Origin of the sequence: Streptomyces sp. NPDC090088 (genome assembly GCF_044747345.1) — a bacterium.
In the GTDB taxonomy this organism is placed as follows: Bacteria; Actinomycetota; Actinomycetes; order Streptomycetales; family Streptomycetaceae; genus Streptomyces.
In genome coordinates this window covers 757,720-782,509 of sequence record NZ_JBIVDZ010000003.1, presented here as the reverse complement: position 1 = coordinate 782,509, position 24,790 = coordinate 757,720, and the positions used below count along the sequence as shown (strand labels likewise).

General features: G+C 71.3%; 26 protein-coding genes. 11 read left to right on the top strand and 15 right to left on the bottom strand.

Features of this window, described 5'->3' with window-relative positions; translation table 11 throughout:
* The first annotated feature begins 17 nt into the window (after window positions 1-17).
* The 3 genes from ACIPSJ_RS19425 to ACIPSJ_RS19415 all read left to right on the top strand — a co-directional run bounded on the left by ACIPSJ_RS19425 (window position 18) and on the right by ACIPSJ_RS19415 (window position 2,283).
* A complete protein-coding gene (locus ACIPSJ_RS19425) occupies window positions 18-389 on the top strand; it encodes a peptidoglycan-binding protein (RefSeq protein ID WP_401347175.1) in 372 nt (123 codons plus the stop codon).
* A gap of 151 nt (window positions 390-540) precedes the next feature.
* Window positions 541-1,026 carry a cation:proton antiporter regulatory subunit gene (locus ACIPSJ_RS19420; RefSeq protein WP_401347174.1) on the top strand — a complete coding sequence of 162 codons (486 nt, stop codon included), beginning with the start codon at window positions 541-543 and terminating at the stop codon, window positions 1,024-1,026.
* Window positions 1,027-1,032: 6 nt separating this feature from the next.
* Window positions 1,033-2,283: a cation:proton antiporter gene (locus tag ACIPSJ_RS19415; protein WP_359206216.1), complete on the top strand. Its 1,251-nt coding sequence runs from the start codon at window positions 1,033-1,035 to the stop codon at window positions 2,281-2,283.
* A gap of 40 nt (window positions 2,284-2,323) precedes the next feature.
* On the opposite strand, the gene ACIPSJ_RS19410 is transcribed toward ACIPSJ_RS19415, so the two are convergent.
* Both ACIPSJ_RS19410 and ACIPSJ_RS19405 read right to left on the bottom strand, forming a co-directional pair.
* Entirely contained in the window at window positions 2,324-3,070 is a 747-nt protein-coding gene (locus ACIPSJ_RS19410; RefSeq protein WP_401347171.1) for a TIGR03943 family putative permease subunit, read from the bottom strand.
* Entirely contained in the window at window positions 3,067-4,110 is a 1,044-nt protein-coding gene (locus ACIPSJ_RS19405; protein WP_401347168.1) for a permease, read from the bottom strand. Before ACIPSJ_RS19405 ends, ACIPSJ_RS19410 begins: the two co-directional genes overlap by 4 nt.
* 171 nt (window positions 4,111-4,281) lie before the next feature.
* Between ACIPSJ_RS19405 and ACIPSJ_RS19400 the strand changes: the two genes are divergently transcribed.
* Window positions 4,282-6,162 (top strand): NAD-binding protein, encoded by a 1,881-nt coding sequence (locus ACIPSJ_RS19400; RefSeq protein WP_401347165.1) that lies wholly within the window; start codon window positions 4,282-4,284, stop codon window positions 6,160-6,162.
* A 268-nt stretch (window positions 6,163-6,430) separates the two neighbouring features.
* Here the strand turns inward: ACIPSJ_RS19400 and ACIPSJ_RS19395 are convergent, their stop codons facing one another.
* Window positions 6,431-8,251: a prolyl oligopeptidase family serine peptidase gene (locus ACIPSJ_RS19395; RefSeq protein ID WP_359206221.1), complete on the bottom strand. Its 1,821-nt coding sequence runs from the start codon at window positions 8,249-8,251 to the stop codon at window positions 6,431-6,433.
* Window positions 8,252-8,386: 135 nt separating this feature from the next.
* On the opposite strand from ACIPSJ_RS19395, the gene ACIPSJ_RS19390 reads away from it, so the two are divergent.
* Window positions 8,387-9,172, top strand: a complete 786-nt coding sequence (locus ACIPSJ_RS19390) for an SURF1 family protein (protein ID WP_359206223.1) — start codon at window positions 8,387-8,389, stop codon at window positions 9,170-9,172.
* Between the two features lie 122 nt (window positions 9,173-9,294).
* Here ACIPSJ_RS19390 and ACIPSJ_RS19385 read toward each other — a convergent pair whose 3' ends face one another.
* The 4 genes from ACIPSJ_RS19385 to ACIPSJ_RS19370 form a co-directional block, all read right to left on the bottom strand.
* On the bottom strand, window positions 9,295-10,428 hold the full coding sequence (locus ACIPSJ_RS19385) for a hypothetical protein (protein WP_401347162.1): 1,134 nt from the start codon (window positions 10,426-10,428) through the stop codon (window positions 9,295-9,297).
* Between the two features lie 347 nt (window positions 10,429-10,775).
* Window positions 10,776-11,453, bottom strand: coding sequence for a SigE family RNA polymerase sigma factor (locus tag ACIPSJ_RS19380; RefSeq protein ID WP_365679644.1), 678 nt, complete (start codon window positions 11,451-11,453; stop codon window positions 10,776-10,778).
* 490 nt (window positions 11,454-11,943) lie between these two features.
* Complete coding sequence (locus ACIPSJ_RS19375) at window positions 11,944-13,023, bottom strand: aspartate-semialdehyde dehydrogenase (RefSeq protein ID WP_401347160.1); 1,080 nt, start codon at window positions 13,021-13,023, stop codon at window positions 11,944-11,946.
* Window positions 13,020-14,291, bottom strand: coding sequence for an aspartate kinase (locus ACIPSJ_RS19370; RefSeq protein ID WP_355712630.1), 1,272 nt, complete (start codon window positions 14,289-14,291; stop codon window positions 13,020-13,022). The genes ACIPSJ_RS19375 and ACIPSJ_RS19370 overlap by 4 nt, the downstream gene beginning before the upstream one ends.
* A 204-nt stretch (window positions 14,292-14,495) precedes the next feature.
* Between ACIPSJ_RS19370 and ACIPSJ_RS19365 the strand changes: the two genes are divergently transcribed.
* Window positions 14,496-15,173, top strand: a complete 678-nt coding sequence (locus ACIPSJ_RS19365) for a response regulator transcription factor (RefSeq protein WP_359206230.1) — start codon at window positions 14,496-14,498, stop codon at window positions 15,171-15,173.
* Window positions 15,170-16,522, top strand: coding sequence for a sensor histidine kinase (locus ACIPSJ_RS19360; protein WP_401347157.1), 1,353 nt, complete (start codon window positions 15,170-15,172; stop codon window positions 16,520-16,522). Before ACIPSJ_RS19365 ends, ACIPSJ_RS19360 begins: the two co-directional genes overlap by 4 nt.
* On the opposite strand, the gene ACIPSJ_RS19355 is transcribed toward ACIPSJ_RS19360, so the two are convergent.
* Both ACIPSJ_RS19355 and ACIPSJ_RS19350 read right to left on the bottom strand, forming a co-directional pair.
* Window positions 16,488-17,000 carry an SgcJ/EcaC family oxidoreductase gene (locus ACIPSJ_RS19355; protein WP_401347155.1) on the bottom strand — a complete coding sequence of 171 codons (513 nt, stop codon included), beginning with the start codon at window positions 16,998-17,000 and terminating at the stop codon, window positions 16,488-16,490. The genes ACIPSJ_RS19360 and ACIPSJ_RS19355 overlap by 35 nt on opposite strands.
* 75 nt (window positions 17,001-17,075) lie before the next feature.
* Window positions 17,076-17,261, bottom strand: a complete 186-nt coding sequence (locus tag ACIPSJ_RS19350; RefSeq protein ID WP_359206236.1) for a hypothetical protein — start codon at window positions 17,259-17,261, stop codon at window positions 17,076-17,078.
* A 119-nt stretch (window positions 17,262-17,380) separates the two neighbouring features.
* On the opposite strand from ACIPSJ_RS19350, the gene ACIPSJ_RS19345 reads away from it, so the two are divergent.
* Window positions 17,381-18,100 carry a sulfite exporter TauE/SafE family protein gene (locus ACIPSJ_RS19345; RefSeq protein WP_401347153.1) on the top strand — a complete coding sequence of 240 codons (720 nt, stop codon included), beginning with the start codon at window positions 17,381-17,383 and terminating at the stop codon, window positions 18,098-18,100.
* Here ACIPSJ_RS19345 and ACIPSJ_RS19340 read toward each other — a convergent pair whose 3' ends face one another.
* From ACIPSJ_RS19340 to ACIPSJ_RS19330, 3 genes are all read right to left on the bottom strand, one after another.
* Window positions 18,101-18,634, bottom strand: coding sequence for a VOC family protein (locus tag ACIPSJ_RS19340; RefSeq protein ID WP_401347151.1), 534 nt, complete (start codon window positions 18,632-18,634; stop codon window positions 18,101-18,103).
* 86 nt (window positions 18,635-18,720) lie between these two features.
* Window positions 18,721-19,299: a Uma2 family endonuclease gene (locus ACIPSJ_RS19335; protein WP_401347149.1), complete on the bottom strand. Its 579-nt coding sequence runs from the start codon at window positions 19,297-19,299 to the stop codon at window positions 18,721-18,723.
* Window positions 19,300-19,349: 50 nt separating this feature from the next.
* Window positions 19,350-20,300 carry a hypothetical protein gene (locus ACIPSJ_RS19330; protein WP_401347146.1) on the bottom strand — a complete coding sequence of 317 codons (951 nt, stop codon included), beginning with the start codon at window positions 20,298-20,300 and terminating at the stop codon, window positions 19,350-19,352.
* Window positions 20,301-20,764: 464 nt separating this feature from the next.
* Between ACIPSJ_RS19330 and ACIPSJ_RS19325 the strand changes: the two genes are divergently transcribed.
* Genes ACIPSJ_RS19325 through ACIPSJ_RS19315 form a run of 3 tightly spaced genes read left to right on the top strand, consistent with a single transcriptional unit; the run spans window position 20,765 to window position 23,005 of the window.
* The gene (locus tag ACIPSJ_RS19325) at window positions 20,765-21,364 is read left to right on the top strand and encodes a hypothetical protein (RefSeq protein WP_359206244.1); all 600 of its coding nucleotides are present in this window, start codon (window positions 20,765-20,767) and stop codon (window positions 21,362-21,364) included.
* 1 nt (window position 21,365) lies between these two features.
* On the top strand, window positions 21,366-22,370 hold the full coding sequence (locus ACIPSJ_RS19320; RefSeq protein ID WP_401347143.1) for a hypothetical protein: 1,005 nt from the start codon (window positions 21,366-21,368) through the stop codon (window positions 22,368-22,370).
* Entirely contained in the window at window positions 22,370-23,005 is a 636-nt protein-coding gene (locus ACIPSJ_RS19315) for a response regulator (protein WP_401347141.1), read from the top strand. Before ACIPSJ_RS19320 ends, ACIPSJ_RS19315 begins: the two co-directional genes overlap by 1 nt.
* Here ACIPSJ_RS19315 and ACIPSJ_RS19310 read toward each other — a convergent pair.
* From ACIPSJ_RS19310 to ACIPSJ_RS19300, 3 genes are all read right to left on the bottom strand, one after another.
* Window positions 22,998-23,660, bottom strand: coding sequence for a DUF5063 domain-containing protein (locus ACIPSJ_RS19310; RefSeq protein WP_401347140.1), 663 nt, complete (start codon window positions 23,658-23,660; stop codon window positions 22,998-23,000). The two genes, ACIPSJ_RS19315 and ACIPSJ_RS19310, sit on opposite strands and share 8 nt — an antisense overlap.
* Entirely contained in the window at window positions 23,653-24,252 is a 600-nt protein-coding gene (recR, locus tag ACIPSJ_RS19305) for a recombination mediator RecR (RefSeq protein WP_359206251.1), read from the bottom strand. Before recR ends, ACIPSJ_RS19310 begins: the two co-directional genes overlap by 8 nt.
* A 127-nt stretch (window positions 24,253-24,379) precedes the next feature.
* On the bottom strand, window positions 24,380-24,724 hold the full coding sequence (locus ACIPSJ_RS19300; protein ID WP_359206253.1) for a YbaB/EbfC family nucleoid-associated protein: 345 nt from the start codon (window positions 24,722-24,724) through the stop codon (window positions 24,380-24,382).
* Between the last annotated feature and the right edge of the window lie 66 nt (window positions 24,725-24,790).

Sequence of the window (24,790 nt, the reverse complement as noted above, 5' to 3'; positions counted from 1 at the left end):
CCCCAGAAGGAGCGGGCATGAGACGGAACCGACTGCTCACCTCGGCCGCGGCACTGACCGCGGCCGCCGCGCTGGGCCTGGCGGTGCCCCGTACCGCCGTGGCCGCCGCCGACCACCAGGCCTGCGCGTACGTGTCCTCGTACTACCGGCCGACCCTCGGGTACGGCGCCACCGGGGCCGCGGTCAGCCAGGCCCAGTGCCTCAGCAACGCGTGGGGCGGACAGCCGCCCAGGCTCACCCCCGACGGGGTCTACGGCACGGCCCTGCAGAAGAAGATCGAGTGGATCCAGACCTGCCACGGCCTGCCGGAGAGCGGCGTCATCGAGGGCCGCACCTGGCAAGCGCTGTACCACCCGGCGCTGGACTGCTACGTGCCGTACCCGACCTGAGAGCCGTCCCTGCCCCCGCCCCTGCCCCCTCTCCTCCGCCCGCTTGTCCCCCGCCTCTGTCCACAGGCAGGCAACCGCTTTCCGGCCGCGCCCGTTAGGGTGTGGTTAAAGAAATCGCAAAGGACGAGCCGGACGAGACAGGGAGAGAGCCTTGGGGGCGCCACGCCTGAGCAGGACACCGTTGCCGGGAATCGGGGTCCGTTACGACCTCACGACACGGGAACAGCGCAGACTGTCCGTGGTCGCCCACCGGGACGGCTCACGGATTCTGAGCGCCTACCACCAGGACGATCCCGACGCCTGCGCGCTGTCGATGCGGCTGTCCTCGGGGGAGACGGCGGCGCTCATCGACGCGCTGATGCCGACGCACCACAGCCCGAACCTGCTGTCCACCACCGACCTGGGGCTGGTGGCCGAGCGGATCGAGCTCACCGCCACCTCGTACTGGAACGGCCGGCTCCTGGGCGAGACCCGGATGCGGACCGAGACGGGCGTCTCCATCGTGGCCGTGCTGCGCAGGGCCGACGCGGTCCCCTCCCCCACGCCCGACTTCCGGCTCGCCGGCGGGGACACGCTCATCGTCATCGGCACCCGCGAGGGCGTCGACGCGGCCGCCGCGATACTCGGGCGGGAGTGAGCCGTCGTGCACGACTCCTCCGTGTTCCTGATCGAGTTCGGGGCGATCATCCTCGGCCTGGGCCTGCTCGGCCGGCTCGCCGGACGCTTCCAGTTCTCGCCCATACCCCTCTATCTGCTGGCCGGACTCGCCTTCGGTGAGGGCGGGCTCTACCCGCTCGGCACCAGCGAGGAGTTCGTGGCGATCGGCGCCGAGATCGGCGTCGTCCTGCTGCTGCTCATGCTCGGCCTGGAGTACACCGCCAGCGATCTCGTCTCCAACCTCAAGACCCAGTACCCGGCGGGGCTGGTCGACGCCGCGCTCAACGCGGTGCCCGGCGCCGTGATGGCCCTCCTGCTGGGCTGGGGCCCGGTGGCGGCGGTGGTGCTGGCCGGTGTCACCTGGATCTCCTCCTCCGGCGTCATAGCCAAGGTCCTCGGCGACCTGGGACGGCTCGGCAACCGGGAGACCCCGGTGATCCTGAGCATCCTGGTCCTGGAGGACCTCTCCATGGCCGTCTACCTGCCGATCCTCACCGCCCTGCTGGCCGGCGCGGGCCTCGCGGCGGGCAGCCTCACCCTCGCCATCGCGCTCGGCGTCGCCGGGCTGGTCCTGGTGGTCGCCGTCCGCTACGGCCGGCACATCTCCCGCTTCGTCTCCAGCGACGACTCCGAGAAACTCCTCCTGGTGGTCCTCGGCCTGACCCTGCTCGTCGCGGGCATCGCGCAGAAGCTCCAGGTCTCCGCCGCCGTGGGCGCGTTCCTCGTCGGCATAGCGCTCTCCGGCGAGGTGGCGGAGGGCGCCCACCACCTCCTGTCGCCCCTGCGTGACCTCTTCGCCGCCGTCTTCTTCGTCTTCTTCGGCCTGCACACGGACCCGGCGAGCATTCCGCCCGTCCTCGCGCCCGCGCTCGCCCTGGCGGTCGTCACCGCGCTGACCAAGGTCGCGACCGGCTACTGGGCCGCGAAACGCGCCGGCATCTCGGCGAAGGGCCGCTGGCGGGCCGGCGGCACCCTGGTCGCCCGCGGCGAGTTCTCCATCGTCATCGCGGGCCTCGCCGTCACCGCCGGCATCGAACCCGACCTGGGCCCCCTGGCCACGGCCTACGTCCTCATCCTCGTCATCCTCGGCCCCCTCACCGCCCGCTACACCGAACCCCTGGCCCGCCGCCTCACCCGCCGCTCCGGCACACCGGAGCCCGTGGCGGCCGGGGTCGCGATCCCGCACCCGGCCGCCGAGGCCGCCGCGGAGGACCAGGACACGGTGGGCCGGACCTGAGCGGCGAGGCGCCGCGCGTACGCCTTGACCGGCCGGCCCGTCAGTTGTTCCAGGTCTCGTCGTACGGGTCGGACGGGGTCGGGATCGGTTTCGCCTCGGTGACCTTGAGGAACGGGATCGGCCCGTTGTTGACCGGGTCGTGGGTCTCGCGGGCGGTGTAGGTGCCCGTCACCTGGAGCCAGGAGTCCGGCTGGAGGACCGGGGGGATCGTGCCGGTCAGGGCCACCTTCACCGGCTGGGCGTCCGCCGCGCAGCAGTTGAGGGCCATCCGGACCAGGTAGGGGGTGCCCTTGGAGTCGAGGGCCACGAAGCCGGTGATGCGGACGCTGCGGCCGTCGAACGAGCGGCCGTGGTCGTACACCGCGCGGCCCGCGTAGTCGACCAGGTTGAGGGGGATCGGGTCGCTCTTCGGCAACTTCATGTAGCCGTACGGGTGTTGCAGGGCCGTGCCGGTGCGCATCGCGCTGTAGGAGCCGAGCGCGGGCGGCGCCACGAGGATCAGGGCGAGGAGGGGGAGCACCAGGAGCCAGGAGATACGGGGTTCGGGGTGGGCGTGGGCGTGAGTGTCGGTGTGGGCGTCCTCGGTACGGCTCGGGCTCCCGGTCCGGCCGCGGCGCCACTCGTACCACGCCGTCGCCAGCGCGGAGACGATCAGGACCACGCCCGCCGCCAGGACCAGCGGACGCAGGCCCGCCTTGACGTAGCGCAGGTAGAGGTCGGTGCCGCCCGCGTGCAGCAGGGCCGCGCCCACCAGGAACATCACCGCCGCCTGGGCCTGCCGGTTCACAGCAGCACCGCCCCGGTCAGGACCGCGCCCGCGATCGCCGCCGCGAAGGTGGCCGGGGCGAAGCGCAGCGCGAAGCCGCGGCCGAAGGTGCCCGCCTGCATCGCGAAGAGCTTGAGGTCGATCATCGGGCCCACGATCAGGAACGCCAGCTTCGCGGTGAGCGAGAACTGGGTCAGGGACGCCGCCACGAACGCGTCCGCCTCCGAGCAGATGGACAGCAGGACGGCCAGGATCGACAGGGCCAGGATCGCGACCACCGGGTTGCCGGCGGCCGTGCGCAGCCACTCCGCGGGGGCCACCGCCTTCAGGGTCGCCGCCGCCATGGCGCCGAGCACCAGGAAGCCGCCCGCCTGCATGGTGTCGTGCCGGACCGAGGACCAGAACGCCTCGCCCTTGGTCTCGCCCTCGTGGTGCGCGTGCGTCGGCAGCCGCAGCCAGTCGGTGCGGCCGAGCCGCTGCCACAGCCAGCCCATCGCGCACGCCACCAGCAGGCTGCCGGCGAACCGGCCCACCACCATCTCGGGGTTGCGGGGGAACGCCACCGCCGTCGCCGTCAGCACGATCGGGTTGATCGCGGGGGCGGAGAGCAGGAAGGCGATCGCCGCGGCCGGGGTGACACCCCGGCGGACCAGGGCGCCGGCCACCGGGACGGACGCGCACTCGCAGCCCGGGAGCACCACCCCGGCGAGGCCCGCGACCGGTACGGCCAGGGCCGGGCGGCTGGGCAGGGCGCGGGCGAAGAAGGCCGGGGGCACGAAGACCGCGATCGCCGCGGAGAGCAGGACGCCGAGGACGAGGAAGGGCAGCGCCTGGACGACCACCGCCACGAACACCGTCATCCAGCTCTGCATCACCGGCTTGGACAGCGCGCCGCGCACCGGGCCCTGGAAGACCACGAACACGAGGAGGAGCAGGGTCAGGGCCAGCGGGGAGTTGAGATGCCAGCCCTCCTGGTCCGGGCGGCCGGGGCGGTCGCCACGGCTCGGGGGCTCGTCGTGGGGGGCCTGCCCGGGCGGGACGGCCTTCTCGGTGATGGCCACGGGTGGGATACCTCCGGCACTTCGGTCAGATCCGGGATTATGCTCCCTCCCCCTCCCTACGGGCGGTCGGGGGCGGTTGTTCACTTCCTTGCTGGAACCATGCGTCCCGTTGAGGCAGTCTTTTCCCTCGTGGCGAGCGTTCCGTATCAGGGTGGTGGAGGCCGGGCGCCCATGGTGGTGTGCGGGGACGACGGGCTCGCGCACCGGCTGGCGGCCGAGTTGCGCACGGTCTACGGCGAACAGGTCACCCTTGTCGTACCGCCGAACGTGCGGACCGCCGGGCCGCCGGTCGTCGGACGGGCCAGGGCGGCCTCCGCCGCGCTGCTCGACCGGGTGGTCAGCGCCACCGTGGGGCGGGGCAACGGCAACGGCGGGAACGGGGCCAACGGCGGGAACGGGGGTACCGGGCCGGCCGCCGGTGAAGGGCCGCGCGGGGAACGGGTACTGGAGGCCGTCGAGGCCACCGAGGCCGTGCTCGCCGAGGCGGGCGTGGAGCGGGCTGCCGCGCTCGCGCTCGTGTACGACGACGACGAGACCAACATCCGGGCCGCCCTCACCGCCCGCCGGCTGAACCCGCGACTTCGGCTCGTACTGCGGCTGTACAACCGGCGGCTCGGCCAGCACATCGAGGAACTCCTGGACCAGGCGGCCACGTTGGCGATCGGGGACGCGGACGGCGGCGGGGGCGACGCCTCCACCACCGTGCTCTCCGACGCCGACACCGCCGCGCCCGCGCTCGCCGCCACCGCGCTGGCCGGGAACGGCAAGCTCATCCAGACGGACGGGCTGGTGCTGCGGGCCGTGGAACTGCCGCCGGGGGCCGGTGCCCGGCAGGACGACGGACAGGAGCTGTTCCCGCTGGCGTTGCTCTCGCCGAACAACGCCGGGCTCGATCCCGCCGAGGGCGGCAGGGAGGAGCAGGGGCCGCGGCTGCTGCCCGACGACGCGGCGGTACGGGCCGCGGGCGAGCGGGGTGTGCTGGCGCTGGAGCAGGTGTCGTCGTCGGCGGGTCCGGCCGCGCTGGGGGGCCGCGGGGTCGGGGTCGTGCCGCCGCTCGCCTCGCTGTTCTCGCGGCGGCTGCGGTGGACACTGGCCGGGCTGGTGGCGTGCGTGGTCGCGCTCGCGGTCGCGTTGTCCGTGGTGACGGGCATTCATCCGGTACGGGCCTTCTACTACACGCTCCTCGACCTGCTCGCCATCGACGATCCCGCGCTCAAGGAGTCGCTCGGCCGGCAGTTGCTGCAGTTGCTGTCGGCGCTGGTGGGGTTGCTGTTGCTGCCGGTGCTGCTGGCGGCGGTGCTGGAGGCGCTGGGTACCTTCCGGACCGCGTCCGCGCTGCGGAAGCCGCCGCGCGGGCTGGGTGGGCATGTCGTACTCCTCGGGCTGGGGAAGATCGGGACGCGGGTGCTGACGCGGCTGCGGGAGCTGCATGTTCCGGTGGTGTGCGTCGAGTCCGATCCCGAGGCGCGCGGGCTGGCGGTGGCGCGGCGGCTGCGGGTGCCGGTGGTGCTGGGCGATGTGACCCAGGAAGGGGTCCTGGAGGCCGCCAAGATCCATCGGGCGCAGGCGCTGCTCGCGGTGACCAGCGCGGACACGACGAATCTGGAGGCCGTGCTGTACGCACGGTCCGTGCGGCCCGATCTGAAGGCGGTGCTGCGGCTCTACGACGACGACTTCGCGACCGCCGTGTACCGGACGTTGCGGGCGGCGCATCCGCAGGCGGTCACCCGGAGCCGGAGTGTGTCGTATCTGGCGGCGCCGTCCTTCGCGGGGGCGATGCTGGGGCGGCAGATCCTCGGGGCGATTCCGGTGGAGCGGAAGGTGTTGCTGGTGGCGGTGGTGGAGGTGGGCGGCCATCCGCAGTTGGAGGGGCGGACGGTGGAGGGGGCGTTCCGGGCGGGGGCTTGGCGGGTGCTGGCGCTTGAGGGCCGACAGGGGGTTGTCGCCGGGGAGTATGTGTTGCGGGGTGGGGATCGGGTGGTGGTGGCCGCCACTCGGAGGGGGCTGGCGGAGTTGTCCGGACGGGTGCCGCCCGCCCACCAACCCACCTGACTCGCTCAGTTGAAAGGCGAGGGGTGGGGTGGGGGGTGGGTTGCGGTGGTGTGGATGTGTGCGGGTGGGTGGGGGCTGGGCGCGCCCACGCGGCGGTAGCCGCATATCAGATACAGCCCCGCGCCCCTGACGGGGCGCTTCAGCTCCCGGCGATGAAAAGTGCGCCCAGCTCCAGCCCAGCCCGGCCAAGTCCAGCACAGCCCGGCCAAGTCCAGCCCGACCCGACCCGACCCGACCCGACCCGGCCCGGCCCGGCCCGGCCCGGCTCCTAGAGCGTCGCCTCCGCCGTCGCGCCGTTCAAGTGGCGTTCCGCGAACTCCATTTCCAGCCTGAGTTGCTTGATGCGTTCGTCGACGACGAGGGAGCCGTGGCCGGCGTCGTAGCGGTAGACCTCGTGGGGAGCCGAGCGGGCGGCGAGGCGGTGGACGTAGTTGTCGATCTGGCGGATGGGGCAGCGGGGGTCGTTGAGGCCGGCGGAGATGTAGACGGGGGCCTTGACGTCGTCGACGTAGGTGAGGGGCGAGGAGGCGGCGAAGCGCTCGGGGACCTCTTCCGGGGTGCCGCCGAGCAGGGTGCGGTCCATCGCCTTCAGTGACTCCATCTCGTCGTGGTACGCGGTGACGTAGTCCGCGACGGGGACGACGGCGATGCCCACCGCCCAGGAGCCGGGCTGGGTGCCGAGGCCCAGCAGGGTCAGGTAGCCACCCCAGGAACCGCCGGTGAGGACCAGCCGGTCGGGGTCGGCGAGACCGGACTCCACCGCCCAGTCGCGTACCGCCGCCACGTCCTCCAGCTCGATCAGGCCCACCCGGTGCTTCAGCGCGTCCGTCCAGGCGCGTCCGTAGCCCGTGGAACCCCGGTAGTTGATGCGGACCACCGCGTAGCCGTGGTCGACCCAGGCCGCCGGGCCCGCCGCGAAGCCGTCGCTGTCGTGCCAGGTCGGGCCGCCGTGCAGGTCGAAGACGGTGGGCAGGGGGCCGGTGGCGCCCACCGGCTTCTGGATCAGGGCGTGGATGGCGCCGCCGGGACCCTCCACCCACGCGTCCTCGACCGGGACCGACGGGGGGCACTTCATGCCGGGCGGGTCGAGGACGATCTCACCCGTCGTGGAGCGCACCACCGGCGGCTCGGCGGCGGAGGACCACAGGTACTCGACGGTGCCGTCGGGACGGGCCGTGGCGCCGGAGACCGAGCCCGGCGGGGTCGGGATGCGGGTCAGCGCGTGCGTCGCCAGCTCGTAGCGGAACAGCTCGCTGCGGGCCTTGTGGCTGTGGGCGACGAGCAGGGCGCTGCCGTCCGGGTACCACTCCGCGCTCACGTCGCCCGGCAGGTCCAGGGTCAGGTCGGTCTGCTCGCCGGTCGCGACGTCCCAGACCAGCGGCTCCCAACGGCCGCGCCGCTGGTGGCCGATGAGCAGCCTGGGGTCGCCCTCGACCGGTGCGAAGCCGAGCACCTCCAGGCCGAGTTCCTCGGTGCCGCCCTCCGTGTCGTCCAGCTCCGCGACCTTCGTGCCGTCCGGGCGGACCACGCGCAGCGCCGAGTGCATGGCGTCGCCGTGCTCGGTGTGCTCGATCGCGATCAGCGAACCGTCGTGGGAGAGGTCGCCGACCCCCGCCGACTCGTGGTGGCGGTAGATCTCCAGCGGCTCCGCCCCCGCTCCGACCAGGTAGATCGACGTGCCCTCGTCGTCCGTCGAGCGGCCCACGACCGCCGTGCGGCCGTCCCGGCCCAGCGCCAGGCCGGAGGGGTAGGACGGCTCCAGGCCCGGCGCCGCCGGCTCGTCCGGGCCGCCCTCGAAGGGCTGCCGGCGCCAGACGCCGAACTCGTCGCCGTCCTTGTCGTCGAACCACCAGATCCACGCGCCGTCCGGGGAGAGCAGCCCGTCCGTCGTGCCGTTCGGCCGGTTCGTCGCCTGGCGCTGCTCCCCGCTGGCGCGGTCCCAGGCGTACAGCTCGTACGTCCCCGTCGCGTTCGACACGAACAGGGAACGGTCGGGGGCGTCCTCCGCCCAGTCCGGCAGGGAGACCCGAGGGGCGCGGAAGCGCTTCTCCCAGTCCGGCATGTCGCTCTCACTCATGGCCGCAGTCATGGCCCCATAGTGCCTGTCCGCGCCCCCAATGTGCCGAGGAGCGTCCGCAGCCTGTGGATAACTTTGCGTGCGATGAGCCGCCCGGCGCCCACCCCGCGCGGAATCGCCCCCTCAACGCCCCGTACCGTGGACGGTGTGTACCGCTTTCTGCTGACACCCCGCTGGTGGGGCATCAACGTTTTCGTGCTGCTCGCCATCCCGTTCTGCATCTTCATGGGGTCGTGGCAGCTGAGCCGGTTCGAAGCGCGGGTGGAGGCCCACCGCAGCGCCGACGAGCAGGTCGAGACGGCCCGGACGGAGGCGGCCCGGCCGCTGGCCGACCTGCTCCCCGTCGACCAGTCGACCTCCGGCAAGCGGGCCACCGTGAGCGGCCGGTACGCCAAGCAGCTGCTGGTGCCCGATCGTCAGCTCGACGGCAAGGACGGTTTCTACGTCCTGACCCTGCTGCGCACCGACTCCGGCCAGGCCCTGCCCGTCGTACGCGGCTGGCTGCCCGGCAAGGCCGACGCCGCAAAGGCGCCCGCCCCGCCGGCCGGCGAGGTCACCGTCACCGGCGCGCTGCAGGCCTCCGAGACGCCCGGGGACAACGGCATCAGCAACCAGGGCGGGCTGCCGTCGGGGCAGACGGCGGCGATCAGCTCGGCCTCGCTGGTGAACCTGGTGCCGTACAAGGTGTACGACGCCTGGGTCACCCTCGACAAGGCCGACTCGGGGATGACGGCCGTGCCGGCGACCGCGCCCGACAACTCGGGGCTCGATCTGAAGGCGTTCCAGAACCTCGGCTACACGGGTGAGTGGTTCGTGTTCGCGGGGTTCGTGGTGTTCATGTGGTTCCGGCTGCTGCGCCGCGAGGTGGAGTTCGCGCGCGACGCGGCGCTGGGGATCCTGCCGGAGGAAGAGCCCGTCGAGATCAGTGCCTGAACCGAGAGCTTGAACCCGGGGCCTGAACCCGGGGCCTGAACCCAGGGCCTGAACCCAGGGCCTGAATCGGAGGCCGGATCAGGTTCCGAGCCGGAGCCCGAGCCGTTGCCCGGGCCCGGGTGTCACGCCTGTGCCGCCAGCACCCCGGTCCAGTAGACCGTTCCGGCGCAGGCGTTCGGCACCGTCGCGGAGCCGGTCGGGGACCCGGCTTCGGGGGTGTACGAGACCGCGATGCTGCCGTCGGCCGTGCCGTCCTCGGTGAGCAGCTGGGTGGTGGTGCCGTCCGTCCCGGAGGTGGTCGTACCGGTGCTGCTGCCGGTGTCCCCGGAGGGGCTCGGGGAGGCTGTCGTGCCACCGGTGTCGGTGGAGCCGGTGGAGCCGCTGCTGGAGCCGGTGGTCGGGCAGGTCTCCAGGGGGACGAAGCCGAACTTCTCCTCGTAGGCGGCGCCGGGCGCCAGGACCAGACCGGTGAGCTCGGTGGACGGGTCGGGCAGCCCGGCCGCCGCGTCGCCCGAGGCGTGCCGGGCGGCGTAGATCTTGGTGCTGTCGGCCGCGCCCTGGGCGAGCAGGGCCACACTGCCGGGGCCGCCGACGGTGCAGCTGGTGGTCGAGACGTTCAGGACCCGGAAGGTGCCGTAGACCACGCCCGTCGAGTCGGGGGCGGCGACGGTGGAGGTCGGGGTGGAGAGCTGGGCGGAGGTGCAGACCGGGGCGCTGCTGGCGGCGCTGGCGGTGGGGACGACCTTGGTGCCGCCGGCGGTCCCGGTGCTCTCGCTCTTGCCGGGGTCCTTGGTGCCGCCCGGGCTCTGGTCGGCGGCCTGGCCGCTGGAGCCGCCCGCGGTGCTGGCGCCGCCGTCGGGGTTCTTGCCGCCGGTGGCGCCGCCCTGGGCCTGAGAGGCCTGGCCTGCCATGGAGGTGTTGGGGTCGGTGCCGCCGGAGTTGGAGACATGCACCAGGGCGGGGATCGCGGTGCCGATGAACAGGGCGGCGGCGGCCATGCCGACGGCGGCCTGGCGCTTGCGGGCACGGCGGGCGGGTACCGCGCGGCGCAGGTGGTCGAGGGCGCCGTCGCGCGGTGCGAGGTCGTCGACCGCGGTGTGCAGCAGCCGGCGCAGGGCCAGCTCGTCCCGGTCGAGCCCGTCCGGGGTGTCGGGGCCGTCGGCGGCGGATCCGAAGCCGGGTCCTAGCCCGCTCCGGGTCCCCTCAGGACCCTGTCCGAGGCCCTCCGGGCCCTTTTCGTCGGGGCCGTGGTTCACAGTTCCGTTCCCAGCGTGCGATTGCGTGTGCTCTTGCTCGTGGTCTCGCGTCGGCTCGCGCCGGCCGGCAGGTCTGTCGCCAGGCCTGTCGTCCCGCGCCGGCTCCCCCGAACCGTGCGGCTCGTCCGAACCGGATGGCTCGTCCGAACCGGGTGATCCGTCCGAACCGGACGGCTCGTCCGAACCGGATGGCTGGTCCGAGCCGGGTGACTCGTCCGAACCGGGTGATCCGTGACCGGCGACACCGTGTGGCCCGCGCTCGGCGCGCGCCGCACCGTCCCGTGTCGGCTCGTGCCAAGCGTAGGGCTCGTGGCGATCATGCGAGTCGCCTCCCTCGGGGCTGTCCGTCATGCCGACGCCTCCATGGCCACCCGCAGGGCCGCGATGCCGCGTGAGCCGTACGCCTTCACCGAGCCCAGCGAGATGCCGAGCGTCTCGGCGACCTGGGCCTCGGTCATGTCGGCGAAGTAGCGCAGCACGAGGACCTCGCGCTGGCGGCGCTGCAGCCCCTTCATCGCCTTGATCAGGTCGCGCCGCTCCAGCTGGTCGTAGGCGCCCTCCTCGGCGCTCGCCATGTCGGGCATCGGCTTGGAGAGGAGCTTGAGGCCGAGGATGCGGCGGCGCAGCGCGGAGCGGGAGAGGTTGACGACCGTCTGGCGCAGGTAGGCCAGGGTCTTCTCCGGGTCGCGGACGCGTTTGCGGGCGGAGTGGACGCGGATGAACGCCTCCTGGACGACGTCCTCGCAGGAGGCCGTGTCGTCGAGGAGGAGGGCGGCGAGGCCGAGGAGGGAGCGGTAGTGCGCCCGGTAGGTCTCGGTGAGGTGGTCGACGGTGGTACCGGCCGCCGCCGTCGTCTCCTCGGCGCCGTCGCGCTGGCTGGGTATGCGGGTGGGCCGCGCTGCGGGCATGGGCGCGATCACCGGCATGCCGCCGGACGCGCCGGACCTGCGGGGACGCAGGCCGGCGAGGGGCGGCCGCAGGGCCGTCGCGCCGCGGGGCGCACTGAGTTCGAGTACCTCTGCCACGCAAGTTGGACACGTCTACCCCCGTCGGGGTTGTACGTGCCGGGCATCACTTTTGCGACAGCTGTGCCGGACAGGTTCGCGCCGGGTACGCCGGGATGGCCGGCCGGCCCGGTCGTCACCGTTCTTCGCGCGTCCGGCAGCGCACCCGACGGTGCCTCAAATGCCGTCATGCGTCCCGCTCTTCCCCTATGTTCCATTATGAACGGGCGTCCCCACGCCCCGATCACGGCGTCCCCACGCCAGGATCATGCGTCCTCACGACCCGAGAACCCGGAGGCCCGAGGGCCGGCCGCGTAAGCGCCCCGTAAGAGGGCGATCGCAAAGACGCTCCCCGCCGTCCGCGTGGTTGCGGAGGACGGGGAGGAAAATCTTCGAACGGCAGGGGGTCGGTGTTCAAGAGGTCCGGACCATGCTCCCGGCCACATTTCTTACGCAGGTCCTACGCGTGGGCCCGCTCCCATAAGGGTCGTTTCCCGTGGTCACCGACTGTTCACGCAAACTCCGCCATACCTGAACGGCCGGTCAGTTCGGCGGCCACCAGCTCGGCGATCTGCGCGGTGTTGAGAGCTGCGCCTTTGCGAAGATTGTCCCCGCACACGAACAGTTCGAGCGCGGTCGGGTCGTCGAGGGCCCGCCGGACCCGCCCGACCCAGGTCGGATCGGTGCCGACCACGTCGGCGGGGGTCGGGAACTCCCCGGCGGCCGGGTTGTCGAAGAGGACCACGCCCGGGGCCGTGTCGAGGATCTCCCGGGCCTTGTCGACCGTGACCTCGCCCTGGAACCTGGCGTGGACCGTCAGTGAGTGCGTGGTGACCACCGGGACCCGGACGCAGGTCACCGCGACCGGCAGCTTCGGCAGCCCGAGGATCTTGCGGGACTCGTCCCGCACCTTCATCTCCTCCGAGGACCACCCGTCCTCGCGCAGCGACCCGGCCCACGGTACGACGTTCAGCGCCACCGGCTCCGGGAACGGCCCGGTCAGGTCCCCGACCGCCCGCCGCACGTCACCGGGCTTGGTGCCCAGTTCCGTACCGGCGACCATGGACAGCTGGGCCCGCAGTGTCTCCACCCCGGACCGCCCGGCGCCGCTCACCGCCTGGTACGACGACACCACCAGCTCGCGCAGCCCGAACTCGGCGTGCAGCGCGCCCAGGGCGACGATCATCGACAGCGTGGTGCAGTTGGGGTTGGCGATGATCCCGCGCCGCCGGGTGCGGGCGCAGTGCGGGTTGACCTCGGGGACGACCAGCGGCACCTCGGAGTCCATCCGGAAGGCACCGGAGTTGTCCACCACGACCACACCGCGCGCGGCGGCGACCGGTGCCCAGCGCGCGGACACCTCGTCGGGCACGTCGAACATCGCGACGTCGATGCCGTCGAAGGCCTCCTCCGACAGCGCGACGACCTCGATCTCCTCCCCGCGCACGGTCAGCTTGCGGCCGGCCGAGCGCGCGGAGGCGATCAGGCGGATCTCGCCCCAGACGTCCGCCCGCTGGGACAGGATCTGGAGCATCACCGTGCCGACCGCCCCGGTCGCACCCACGACCGCGAGCGCCGGCTTGCCGGTCATCGGCCGGTGCCTCCGTAGACGACGGCCTCGTCGGAGTCGGAGTCCAGCCCGAAGGCGGTGTGCACGGCGCGCACGGCCTCCGGCACGTCGTCGGCGCGGGTGACGACCGAGATACGGATCTCGGAGGTCGAGATCAGCTCGATGTTCACGCCGGCGTCGGACAGCGCCTCGAAGAACGAGGCGGTGACCCCCGGGTTGGTCTTCATCCCGGCGCCGACCAGCGAGATCTTGCCGATCTGGTCGTCGTAGCGCAGCGAGTCGAAGCCGATGCCCGACCGGTTGCGCTCCAGCGCGTCGATGGCCTTGCGGCCCTCGGTCTTCGGCAGCGTGAAGGAGATGTCCGTCAGGCCGGTGGCCGCGGCGGACACGTTCTGCACGACCATGTCGATGTTGATCGCGGCATCGGCGATGGTCCGGAAGATGGCGGCGGCCTCGCCCGGCTTGTCGGGCACACCGACGACCGTGATCTTGGCCTCGGAGGTGTCGTGCGCGACACCGGAGATGATGGCCTGTTCCACCTTCTTGTCCCCAATCGGCTTGCTGCTGACCCATGTGCCCTGAAGTCCGCTGAAGCTGGACCGGACGTGGATCGGGATGTTGTAACGGCGGGCGTACTCCACACAGCGGTGGAGCAGCACCTTGGAACCGGAGGCGGCGAGCTCCAGCATGTCCTCGAAGGAGATCCAGTCGATCTTCCGCGCCTTCTTCACCACGCGCGGGTCGGCGGTGAACACACCGTCGACGTCGGTGTAGATCTCGCAGACCTCGGCGTCGAGGGCCGCGGCGAGCGCCACGGCGGTCGTGTCGGACCCGCCACGCCCCAGCGTGGTGATGTCCTTCTTGTCCGCGCTGACGCCCTGGAACCCCGCCACGATGGCGATGTTGCCCTCGTCCAGCGCCGTCCGGATCCGCCCCGGCGTGACGTCGATGATCCGGGCTTTGTTGTGGACCGAGTCGGTGATGACGCCTGCCTGGCTGCCGGTGAACGACTGGGCCTCGTGGCCCAGGTTTTTGATCGCCATGGCCAGCAGGGCCATGGAGATACGCTCTCCGGCGGTCAGCAGCATGTCGAACTCACGCCCGGCAGGCATCGGGGATACCTGCTCGGCGAGATCGATCAGCTCGTCCGTCGTGTCGCCCATCGCGGAAACGACGACAACCACCTGGTTGCCGTTCTTCTTCGCTTCCACGATCCGCTTGGCGACGCGCTTGATGCCCTCGGCATCGGCAACGGAGGAGCCTCCGTACTTCTGCACGACAAGGCCCACGTGCGCTCCTCGCTCGGTTCGTTTGTGTCGGCTCAGTTTAACGAGCGTCCGAATTCCCCCAGCGTGCTCCCGCATGGTGAGACATCGGCCGCGTCCCGAACCTGCCCAGGGAACGGCGCGCCACGCGGAAAGTGCCCTGGCTCACAGTGACGGCTCCGGGCCGGGACGAGTGTGAATTAAGTTTCAAGAATTAAGGTACGGGGCGTGCGCGTACTTCTGGTGGAAGACGACGAGCCGGTGGCGGAATCCCTCCGGCGCGGCCTGAGGCGGTACGGCTTCGAGGTCGAGTGGGTCACCACGGGCGCCGCCGCGCTCGCCCACCCCGGCCCCTACGACGTCGTACTCCTCGATCTCGGCCTGCCCGACGGCGACGGCCTCGACATCTGCAAGGCGCTGCGGCGGCGCGGCGATGTGCCGATCATCGTGATCAGCGCGCGCAGCGACGAGACGGACCGGGTGGTCGGCCTGGAGCTGGGCGCGGACGACTACGTCTCCAAGCCGTTCGGGGTGCGCGAGGTCATCGCCCGGATAAGGGCGGTGCTGCGCCGCACCCGGCCGCCCGGCGGGGCGGACGGCGGCCCGGACCGCTACGGCGCCCGGCTCACCGTCGACCGCAAGGCGGCCCGGGTCCACCTGGACGGCGCGGAGGTGGCCCTGGCCCCCAAGGAGTACGACCTGCTGGCCTTCCTCACCGAGGAGCCGGGCGCGCTGATGTCGCGCGAGCAGATCATGGAGGCCGTCTGGGACGCGAACTGGTTCGGCCCGACCAAGACCCTGGACGTGCATGTGGCGGCCCTGCGCCGCAAGCTGGCCGGGGCGATCACCATCGAGGCCGTCCGGGGGGTCGGCTTCCGCCTGGAGGTAGCCGGGGACACCCCGTGAACCGCCAGCTCATCCGCAGCTACATCCTGCTGGTCGCGGTCGCGATCCTGCTGTTCACCGTCCCGGTCGCCTTCACCCTCACCAAGCAGCTGCGCGACGACACGGAACTCTCCGTCCTGCGCGAGGCCAAGACCATGGCGCTGCTGCTGGGCGGTGACGACACCATCTCCTGCGAGGCGCTGACCGAGGTGGCGAAGGCGTACGACCGTGAGTCCCCCGGCACGGTCCAGGTGTCCCCCGGCGGCAGCTGCGCCCCGGACCTGCCGAGGCCCGCCGCCGACCGGGCGCTGACCCGCGCGGTGAGCGGCAACACGCCGACCACCGACTGGGGTTCGGACTTCATCTGGGGCAGCCACCTGACGGTCACCGTCCCCGCCCGGGGCGACGCGGCCGTACGGATCGTCTACTCGACGTCCGACATGACGACCCGGCTGTGGCAGATCTGGGGCTTCCGGGCAGGCCTTGCGGTGCTCGTGCTGGCGGCGGCCGCGGCGATCGGCGCGGTGGCCGCCCGCCGGATCACCCGCCCGCTGCGCGAACTGAACTCCATGGCGAGCAAGTTCAGCGACGGCGACCTCACCGCCCGCTCCCCCGTGACCGGCCCGGCGGAGACCCGGACCCTCGCCCACACCCTCAACCAGGGCGCGGAACGCCTGGACACCCTGGTCGCCTCGCAGCGCATCTTCGTGGCGGACGCCTCCCACCAACTGCGCACCCCGCTCACCGCGTTGCGCCTGTCCCTGGACAACATCGCGGACGGGGTCGACGACGAGTTCGTCCGCGAGGACGTGGAGCAGGCGACGGCGGAGGTGGTCCGGATGAGCCGCCTCGTGAACGGGCTGCTGGTGCTGGCGCGGGCGGAGGCGAAGGTGACGGCGCCCGAGCCGCTGCAGCTGCTGGACATCGTCGAGGAGCGCCTCGACGTGTGGAGACCGGCCGCCGACGAGCGCGGAGTCCACATCGCGCTCAGGGGGAGTGCCGACGGCCGGCCGACTGTGCTGGCCAGCCCCGGTCATCTGGACCAGGTGCTGGACAACGTGCTCTCGAACGCCCTGGAGGTGTCACCGGACGGCGGCACGATCACCGTCCGGGCCGACGCCGGCCCGGACGAGGTGACGCTCTCCGTCCTCGACGAGGGTCCGGGCATGACGGACGCGGAGAAGCCCCGTGCCTTCGACCGCTTCTGGCGCGGCCAGGGCCTGACCGGCCGCTCCGGCTCGGGCCTCGGCCTGTCCGTCGTACGGCAGTTGCTGACGGACGACGGCGGCACGGTGACCCTGCGGGACGCGCCCGGCGGCGGGTTGTGGGTGCTGATCACCCTTCGGGCATCGCCGAGGAGTGGTGGTTGACGATCAGCCACTTCCCGCCGCGCTTCTCGTACTCGTAGGTGTAGCGGGCCTCGACCACCCGCTTGGCGCCGGTCTTCGGGTCGGTGAGCGTGAACGCGTAGATCCCGGTGTCGATGGCCGAGTCGCGGTCGAGCACGTTGATGATGGTCCGCTTCTTCTCGCCCACCGGCTTGTTCTGCAGGAAGTGCTCGAAGTAGTCGACGATCTCGGCGTGGTCGGTGCGGATCTTGTTGCTGACGGTCGGCAGCAGCACCGCGTCCTTGGCGTACAGGTCGGCGACCTTCTCCGGGTCGCCTGTCCGCAGGGCGTTGTTCCACCGGTCGAAGAGTCCGGCGATCTGCTTCTTGCTGGGCTGCTGGGCGGTGTGGGAGCCGCCGGCCTGGCTGACCCCCGCGCTCACCGTGGCGGCGGTGACGAGGGCGGTGGCGGTGACGACGAGGGCGGCGCGTATACGGGTCCTGCGGGGCTTGTGAGTCATGACCCCAGACTCTCTTTCCGCTGGTTAACGCCCGTGCAACGGACGTACAGCGGACGTGCAGCGGACGTGCAGCGCTCATCCAATCCTCGCTGTCCGGCCGCGCAGCAGGCTGACGCCGGCGCCGAGCGACACGACCCCCATCCCGACGGCGGTCAGCACGCCCTGCGCCCCGTCGACGACGAAGGGGGCGACGGCGGCGACGGCGAGGTTGAAGAGGAAGAGGAACCACAGGACGGGGCGGGAGGCGAGCAGCGACTTCATGGGAAGGTCCTCGTTGTCTGGTGAGCTGATGGGCTGGCCTGGCGAGATCAACGATTCCGTGTCCCGGGGACGGCAACGAGGGAGCGCGCTGCCGGACCGCTGGTGTAGGCAGGTACACCATGACGGCGCTGATCCTTCTCACCGGCATCGTGCTGCTGGGCGCGAGCGTGCAGTGGCTGACCGGCATGGGCTTCGCGCTGGTCGCCGTGCCGGCCCTGATCCTGCTGCTGGGCCCCGCCGAGGGGGTGTCGCTCGCCAACTGCGCGGCGGGCGCGATCAGCGTGGTGGGCCTGGCGGGCGGCTGGCGCCGGGTGCGTCCGGCGGCGATGCTCCCGCTGTGCGCGGCGGCGGCCTGCACGGTCCCCGCGGGCACCTGGCTGACCCGCCAACTCCCGCCGCCCGCCCTCCTGCTGACGATGGGTGCGCTGGTGACGGCGGCGGTGCTGCTGGTCATGCGGGGCGCCCGGGTCCCGGCCCTGCGCGGCCGGGGCGGCGCGCTCACGGCCGGCGCCCTCGGCGGCTTCATGAACTCGGCGGCGGGCGTGGGCGGCCCGCCGGTCTCCCTCTACGCCCTCAACGCGGGCTGGACGGTACGGGAGTTCGTCCCCAACGCCCAGTTCTACGGCGTCGTCGTCAACGCGTTCTCGGTGACCGCGAACGGGGTCCCGGCCCTGACCTCGGCGGAGTGGACGGCGGTGGGCGGGGCGATGCTCGCCGGCGGGCTGATCGGCCGGACCGTCGGCGACCGCCTGCCCGAGCACCAGGCCCGCCACCTGGTCCTCCTGCTGGCCCTGACGGGCGGGGTCACCGCGGTGGCCAAGGGGGTCTGGACGTGGTGATCAGCCGGCTCCCCGCACCGGCGCACTGCCGCGCCCCCGGCTCCGGCCGCTGAGCTCGGCGTCGAAGGTCTCCTGGGCGACGCGCATGGCCTCGGCGTACACCGGCTCCCCCAGCCGTTTCCACATCTCCTCCTCGGAGACGTCCTCGACCTGGGCGACCACCCACCAGATATTGCCGAAGGGGTCCTTGATCCGGCCGCCGCGCTGTCCGAAGGCGTGGTCGGCGAGGGCGGTGACGACCCGGCCGCCGGCCTCGACGGCCCGCGCGAACGTGTCGTCCGCGTCGGCGACGAACACACGCAGCAGGCTGGGCATGACGGGCCAGTCCGGACTCCGGTCGAAGGCCAGGACGACGGTGTCGCCGATCCGGATCTCGGCGTGCCCGACCGCACCGGCCTCGGTCGCGACCCGCCCCAGCTCCTCACCCCCGAACGCCCGGGTGACGAAGTCCAGGAACGCCCCGGTGTCGTCGGTGACGACCCAGGGCGCGACCGTGGTGTACCCCTCAGGCGTGCTGCCGGGCTGCGCGGCCATGGCGTTCCTCTCGCCGACATCGGTGTCGCCGGCGACGGTAGGCCGCGATTAGGCCCGCCGGTGTCCTAGTTGATCGGGTACGGCTCCTATTCCACGAAGTCCTTGAGGGGCTCGGTCTCCAGGTTGATGTTCACCGGTTCCGGAAGCTTCACGGCCGCTCCGAACGGCAGCCTCTCCTCGTGCCGGTAACGGCCGTCCTCGGGCTGGTTGAACACAACGACCGAACAGTCGTCGCGGTCGACGAGGAGGTAGACGGGGATGCCGGCTGCGGCGTAGCCATCGGGTTTCTCCACGCGGTCGCGCTGGTTGGTGTCGGAGTCGAACGAGGTGATCTCGACGGCCATCAGCACCCCACTGGTCTCCGACCACTCCCCCAGGCCCTTGAGGCTGCCCTTGGGTACGAGCACGCCGTCCGCACGAGCGCGCCCCTTTCGATAGGCCTCGGTCTTCAGACCTCGCTCGGGATGGAGCCTCAGATCAGGGCGCAGCCGCATGCACTGTTCCAGGAGCCACATGTAGATCTCACTGTGGTTGCCATCGGGCAAGGGCTTGACCTGGACCTTCCCGTTGATGAACTCCAGCCACACGGTTTCGGGGGCATGGCGTTCGAGTTCCTCGAACTCCTCGACGGACATCTGCGGCTGCTGCTCGGTCCCGGGGGTCATGGCGTCGCCTCCTCGACTCCATACTGCCCCGACCGGCACCTCCTGCACGCTCACCGCAGCCCCGCCGCGCGGCGCAGCGCCTCCACGCGCTCGGTGACGTCGATGACCTCGTCGGCGCCGGGCAGGCCGCCGCTGCCGCGCGGGCCGGGCAGGAAGGTCTCCGGGACGTAGCCGTCCGTGTACTCGTCCTCGTCGACGCACTCCAGGCACTCCCGGCACAGCCCACTCACGATCTCGGTCGTCCGCTCGTCCGCGTCGCACAGACCGCAGGCCATGATCACGCGGGTGACGCGGGCGCGCCGGGCGGCCTTCTGCCGGACCTTCGCCTTGGACTTCTTCGGGGGCATCCTGCTCTCCAATCGGCTGCGGGCGAGTCCGCCCGGGTTGGTGACGGCGGGCGGCAGCCCGCCGGTCAGGGCCTTGGTGATGTCGTCCGGGGTCGCGCCACGGGACAGCCACTCCTCGGCCAGGGATGCGAGGGAACGGCAATCGGTGTCGGACAGGGCCATACGGGAGTCGGCGGCACGCAGTTCGGCCAGGACCTGCTGGGCGGTGTCGGGTTCCGGCTCGACGTCCACGACATCGATGTCCTGGGCTGCCTGGACCTCCTCGACGCGGGCCAGCCCCGGCTGGTAGTCCTCGGTGACGTCCTTGCCGTCCAGCTCCCGCGCGAACTCCGCCCACCACTCGGCCGACCTGCGGGTGCGTGACCAGTACGTCCGGGTCACCCAGCGCATCGAGTTGTCCTCGACGGTGATGTGCTCCTTGATCCAGCGCAGATGGCCGGCGAGCGTGATGCGGCGCAGCGAGGTGCGGCAGGCCTGCTGGCCGTAGCGGGGATGCTCGGCGGCGATCGCCTTGTAGCCCATCGCGTGACCTTCATGGAGATGGTCGACGAAGACGGCGATCTCACGGTCGCGGGGGCTCAGGTGTGCGAAGTCCGGGTCGGCGTGCGGGTCTTCGTCACCTGCGAGGCGCTTGCCGTAACCCGTTTTGGCCATGGGGTGCGACGGGGACGGCAGGGCGGGGCTAGGGTGGCTGCAAGCCACGGCGAGGCTCCTCGGTTGTTTGGGTATCGAGGTACCTCGATACGTAGGTCCAGGCCCCGGAGCCGGTGTTCCAGCACCGACCGGGGCCGATCTATGTGCCGCGAACCTAGGGCGCCTTCACGTTCCGACGCAAGCCGATCACGGAACGTCACCCTTTCGAGGTAGGCGGCTTCAACTCACCTGCAGACTTGGTTGGTTGGGTCGGATCAAACCAGCCCAGAAACCCAATGGAAGAGCTCGAAGCCCGAGGCTCAAGCCCCGGGCCGAACTGCGGAAACGAACGCCACCCGGGCGGGGACTTGCGGGGTGTCACGCCAACTCGCTTATTGATCAGTCGAGTTGGCCTAGCCTGGTGGAACCGGCGCGTGCGTGACATCGGGGGACGAGCGTTGATCGTGCAATGGTGCGTGAAGGGCATGTCGCTTCCTGACGACGACATCGCCAGACGAATAATCGACGACAGGTTCGGGATCGCCTGCCGCTGGTGGCAGAAGCAGGATCCCCTGCCTCACAACGAGATCGCCTCAAGGCTGACCGAACACCATCTCAATCTGCACGTGAATCATTTCGAGAGCATCGACCCGGCCACGGGGTTGCCGTTCTGCGAGGAGACCCCGTTCATATCCCTCTCGTGCGGGACGGTGGAGCGGGACACCGCGGCGAAGACGAACTTCGTGCACACGGCCCGGCACACGGCCCTGTGGTTCGGGACCCGGTTCGGACAGGAGTCGGTCGCCTACCTCTACTTCTGCTGGGTCCTCCTGGCCCCGCGTTCCGCAGTGGCGGTGGAGGGCGTCGCCGAGGAGGTCCGGGACCTGAACACCTACCGCAGATACTCGCCGTACCACGCCGAGGGCGAGGTGGCCGCGAAGATCCGCGTTCCGGCGAGCCAGATCAGCCACTGTGAGAGGTGGGAGTGGGACCGCGGGGACAGGACGATCCAGCAGACGTGGACCCACCACAACTCGGAATTCGTGCGGCCCGAATCGCTGAGCAACGTCAGGGAGATGCTCTGAGATGACTTCCCCGCCTCCTGGCCCGCTACGCCTGGACGCCGACCGGATGAGGACCGCGGCGGACTTCCACGAGGCATACGGACATCTCGTGGAACCCGACGAGGGGGAGGACGGTGATTTCAAGGCCCTCGTCGAGGCCGCGTCGGCCTACCGTCTCGCGGGTCAGTGGCGGTTGCTGACCGAACGGGCCCCGGGAGTCGAACTGCTGCTCCACGCCGCCTGGCTGTTCTCCCGGGCCGGACTCGCCTACGGCGCCTACCTCAGAGCCGCGCTGGCGCCGGACAGGTATGGCGACCAGCTGGATTCCTGGACGGAACGACTCCTGCGCACCGCCGGACAGCGGCACGGCGCGAGCGAGCACGTCCAGCAGCAGACCTATCTGCTGCTGGCCTGCGCCAGGCTCACCACACCCGGCAGCGCACAGGCGGCAGAGCTCAGGTCCTTCGCGACCGGGTCACCGCACCGGGACGGCGTCGTTCCCGTGGGGTCGATGGCCATGCCGGTCCGGACGTTCTGGGGCCTGGCGCTGGACATGCTCTCCCCCGAGGACGGACCGGCCGCCCGACGGTACGCCAGGACGCTCGCCGAACTGTCCCGCGCCTACGCCAGGACGGTGGACCTCGCCATGGCCAACACCCTGACCTGGTTCAACGCCGCGGCCCCGATCGACGTCGCGGACCTGGACGTGATCGGCACGGTGGCGATGGGTGTTCAGCACTTCGGCCTGAACCGGATACAGGGCCTGCTGACCACGGGCACCGAGCTATCGGCTGTCGCCCTGGTGCCGCTGGACCTCGGCATGAGCGTGGCGAGCCCGGAGCGCCCACCGAGGCCGCCCACACCTTATGTGCGGCTGGATGACCTGCCTCGGCTGGATGACCTGGGTCGGCAGGATGACCTGGGTCGGCTGGATGACCCGGATGAACCAGAGGATCTGGGCGGACCAGATCGTCCGAATGGGCCAGACGACTGGGGTGGACCTGGCGGTGGGCTGGGAGGACTGTGATGCAGGACGCGGCGGAGTTGATCCGGGCGCTGACCGGGCTGGCCTGGCCGGCGTTCGCCGCCTGGGTGGTGTGGAAGCTGCTCCCGGAGATCCGGGACATCGTCAAGAATCGGGCCTTCAGCCTCAAGGTCGGCAACAACGAGCTGACGGTCCAGCAGTTCACGGACCAGGTCGTCGAGACCACCGCGGAACTGCAACGGCAGGTCACGGCTCAGACGGAGCCGGCGGGGTCCGCGCAACGCGTCCTGCGCAGGATCCTGTGGGTCGATGACGCGCCCTCCAACAACGCCTACCAGGCCGCCCAGTTGCAGGCGATGGGCGTGGAGGTCGTACAGGCCGAATCCACGGACGAGGGCTTGAAGGCCCTGCGGCGGGCACAGCGGCCCTTCGACGCCGTGATCTCCGACATGGGCCGCGCCGAGGCCGACGGGTTCAACCCCGACGCCGGACTCGCGCTGATCCGGAAGATCCGCGAGGCGAACGCCACGACCCCGGTGTTCGTCTACGGCGGCTCCGGTGCGATGGCCCGCCGGGACCAGGTGGCCGCCGCCGGAGGCAACGGCGTCACCCAGTCCCCTACGGAGCTGTTCGCCCTGCTGGGAGAGGTGGGCCGGTTTCCGAGGACGGCTACTTGACCGGCCCCAGGCCCAGCTGGCCGCCGATCTCCTGCTCCATGACCCGGCCCGCCTCGAACTCCAGGGTCTCGTCGCCCATGGTGTCCTGGTCGGTGTCCAGGCCGTCCAGCTCGTCCAGGGGCTGGTTGAGGCGGACGTGGATGAGGATGGACTGGAGGGCGCGCAGGACCGCGGAGGCGGTGGGGCCCCAGTTGGAGAAGTAGGAGAACTGCCACCACCACAGGGCCTCCGTGGTGCGGCCCGCGCGGTAGTGGGCCATGCCGTGGCGGAGGTCGGTGATGACGTCGGCGAGGTCGTCGGAGAGACGGGCCGGGACGGGCGCCTTGCGGGGCTCGTACGGGTCGAAGACCTCGGAGTAGACGTCGATGGGCTCCAGGAGACGCGCGAAGTTCTCCCGGAGCTGGTCGACGTCCGGCTCCGGGCCCAGGTCCGGCTCGTAGCGCTCGTCGGGGACGATGTCCTCGTGGGCGCCGAGACGGCCGCCGGCCAGCAGGAGCTGGGAGACCTCCAGGAGGAGGAAGGGGACCGCCGAGTCCGGCTCGTCGCCCTTCGACACCTCCGTGACGGCCACCAGGAAACTCTCCACCTGGTCGGCGATCTGGACCGCGAAGTCGTCGGGGTTCTGCGCGGTCGCGTGCAGCGTGGCGTCAGACATCTAGGAGTCGTCTCCCCTCGAAGGCGCGGCCGAGGGTGACCTCGTCCGCGTATTCCAGGTCGCCACCCACCGGGAGGCCGCTGGCCAGGCGGGTGACCTTCAGGCCCATGGGTTTGATCATGCGGGCGAGGTAGGTGGCCGTGGCCTCGCCCTCCAGGTTCGGGTCCGTGGCCAGGATCAGCTCGGTGACCGTGCCGTCCGCCAGGCGGGCGAGCAGCTCCCTTATGCGGAGGTCGTCGGGGCCGACCCCCTCGATCGGGCTGATCGCCCCGCCGAGGACGTGGTAGCGGCCGCGGAACTCCCGGGTGCGCTCGACCGCGACGACGTCCTTCGGCTCCTCCACCACACAGATGACCGTCGGGTCGCGGCGCGCGTCACGGCAGATGTTGCACAGCTCCTCCTGCGCCACGTTGCCGCAGGTCGCGCAGAAGCGGACCTTCGCCTTCACTTCCAGAAGAGCCTGCGCGAGACGCCGTACGTCCGTCGGCTCCGCCTGCAGGATGTGGAAGGCGATCCGCTGCGCGCTCTTCGGACCGACGCCGGGAAGCCGACCCAGCTCGTCGATGAGGTCCTGGACCACGCCTTCGTACAACGGACTGCCCTTCCTGGAGTCTTTCGGTACGTACCGTAGTTGGCTGCCGCCTGTCCTAGGAAGGCGGTGCGGGTGTCGCGCGGGCGACGAACATCAGAACGGCGAGATCAGCGGGGGTCCGACGGGGTCAGAACGGCAGGCCGGGGATGCCCGTGCCGCCGCCCAGACCCTGCGCCAGCGGGCCCAGCTTCTGCTGCTGGAGCGTCTGGGCGTTCTGGTTGGCCGCCTGGACGGCCGCGACGACCAGGTCGGCGAGGGTCTCGGTGTCTTCCGGGTCCACCGCCTTCGGGTCGATCTTCAGCGCGCGCAGCTCGCCGGAACCGGTCACGGTGGCCCGCACCAGGCCGCCGCCGGCCTGCCCGTCGACCTCCGTGTTCGCCAGCTCCTCCTGGGCCTGTGCCAGGTCCTGCTGCATCTTCTGGGCCTGCTGGAGCAGCTGCTGCATATTGGGCTGGCCACCACCGGGGATCACGATCAGCTCCTGGGTGTCGATTCTCGGTTGTCCCGTTGTGGATGAGCCTACGTGGTCGACGCAGCC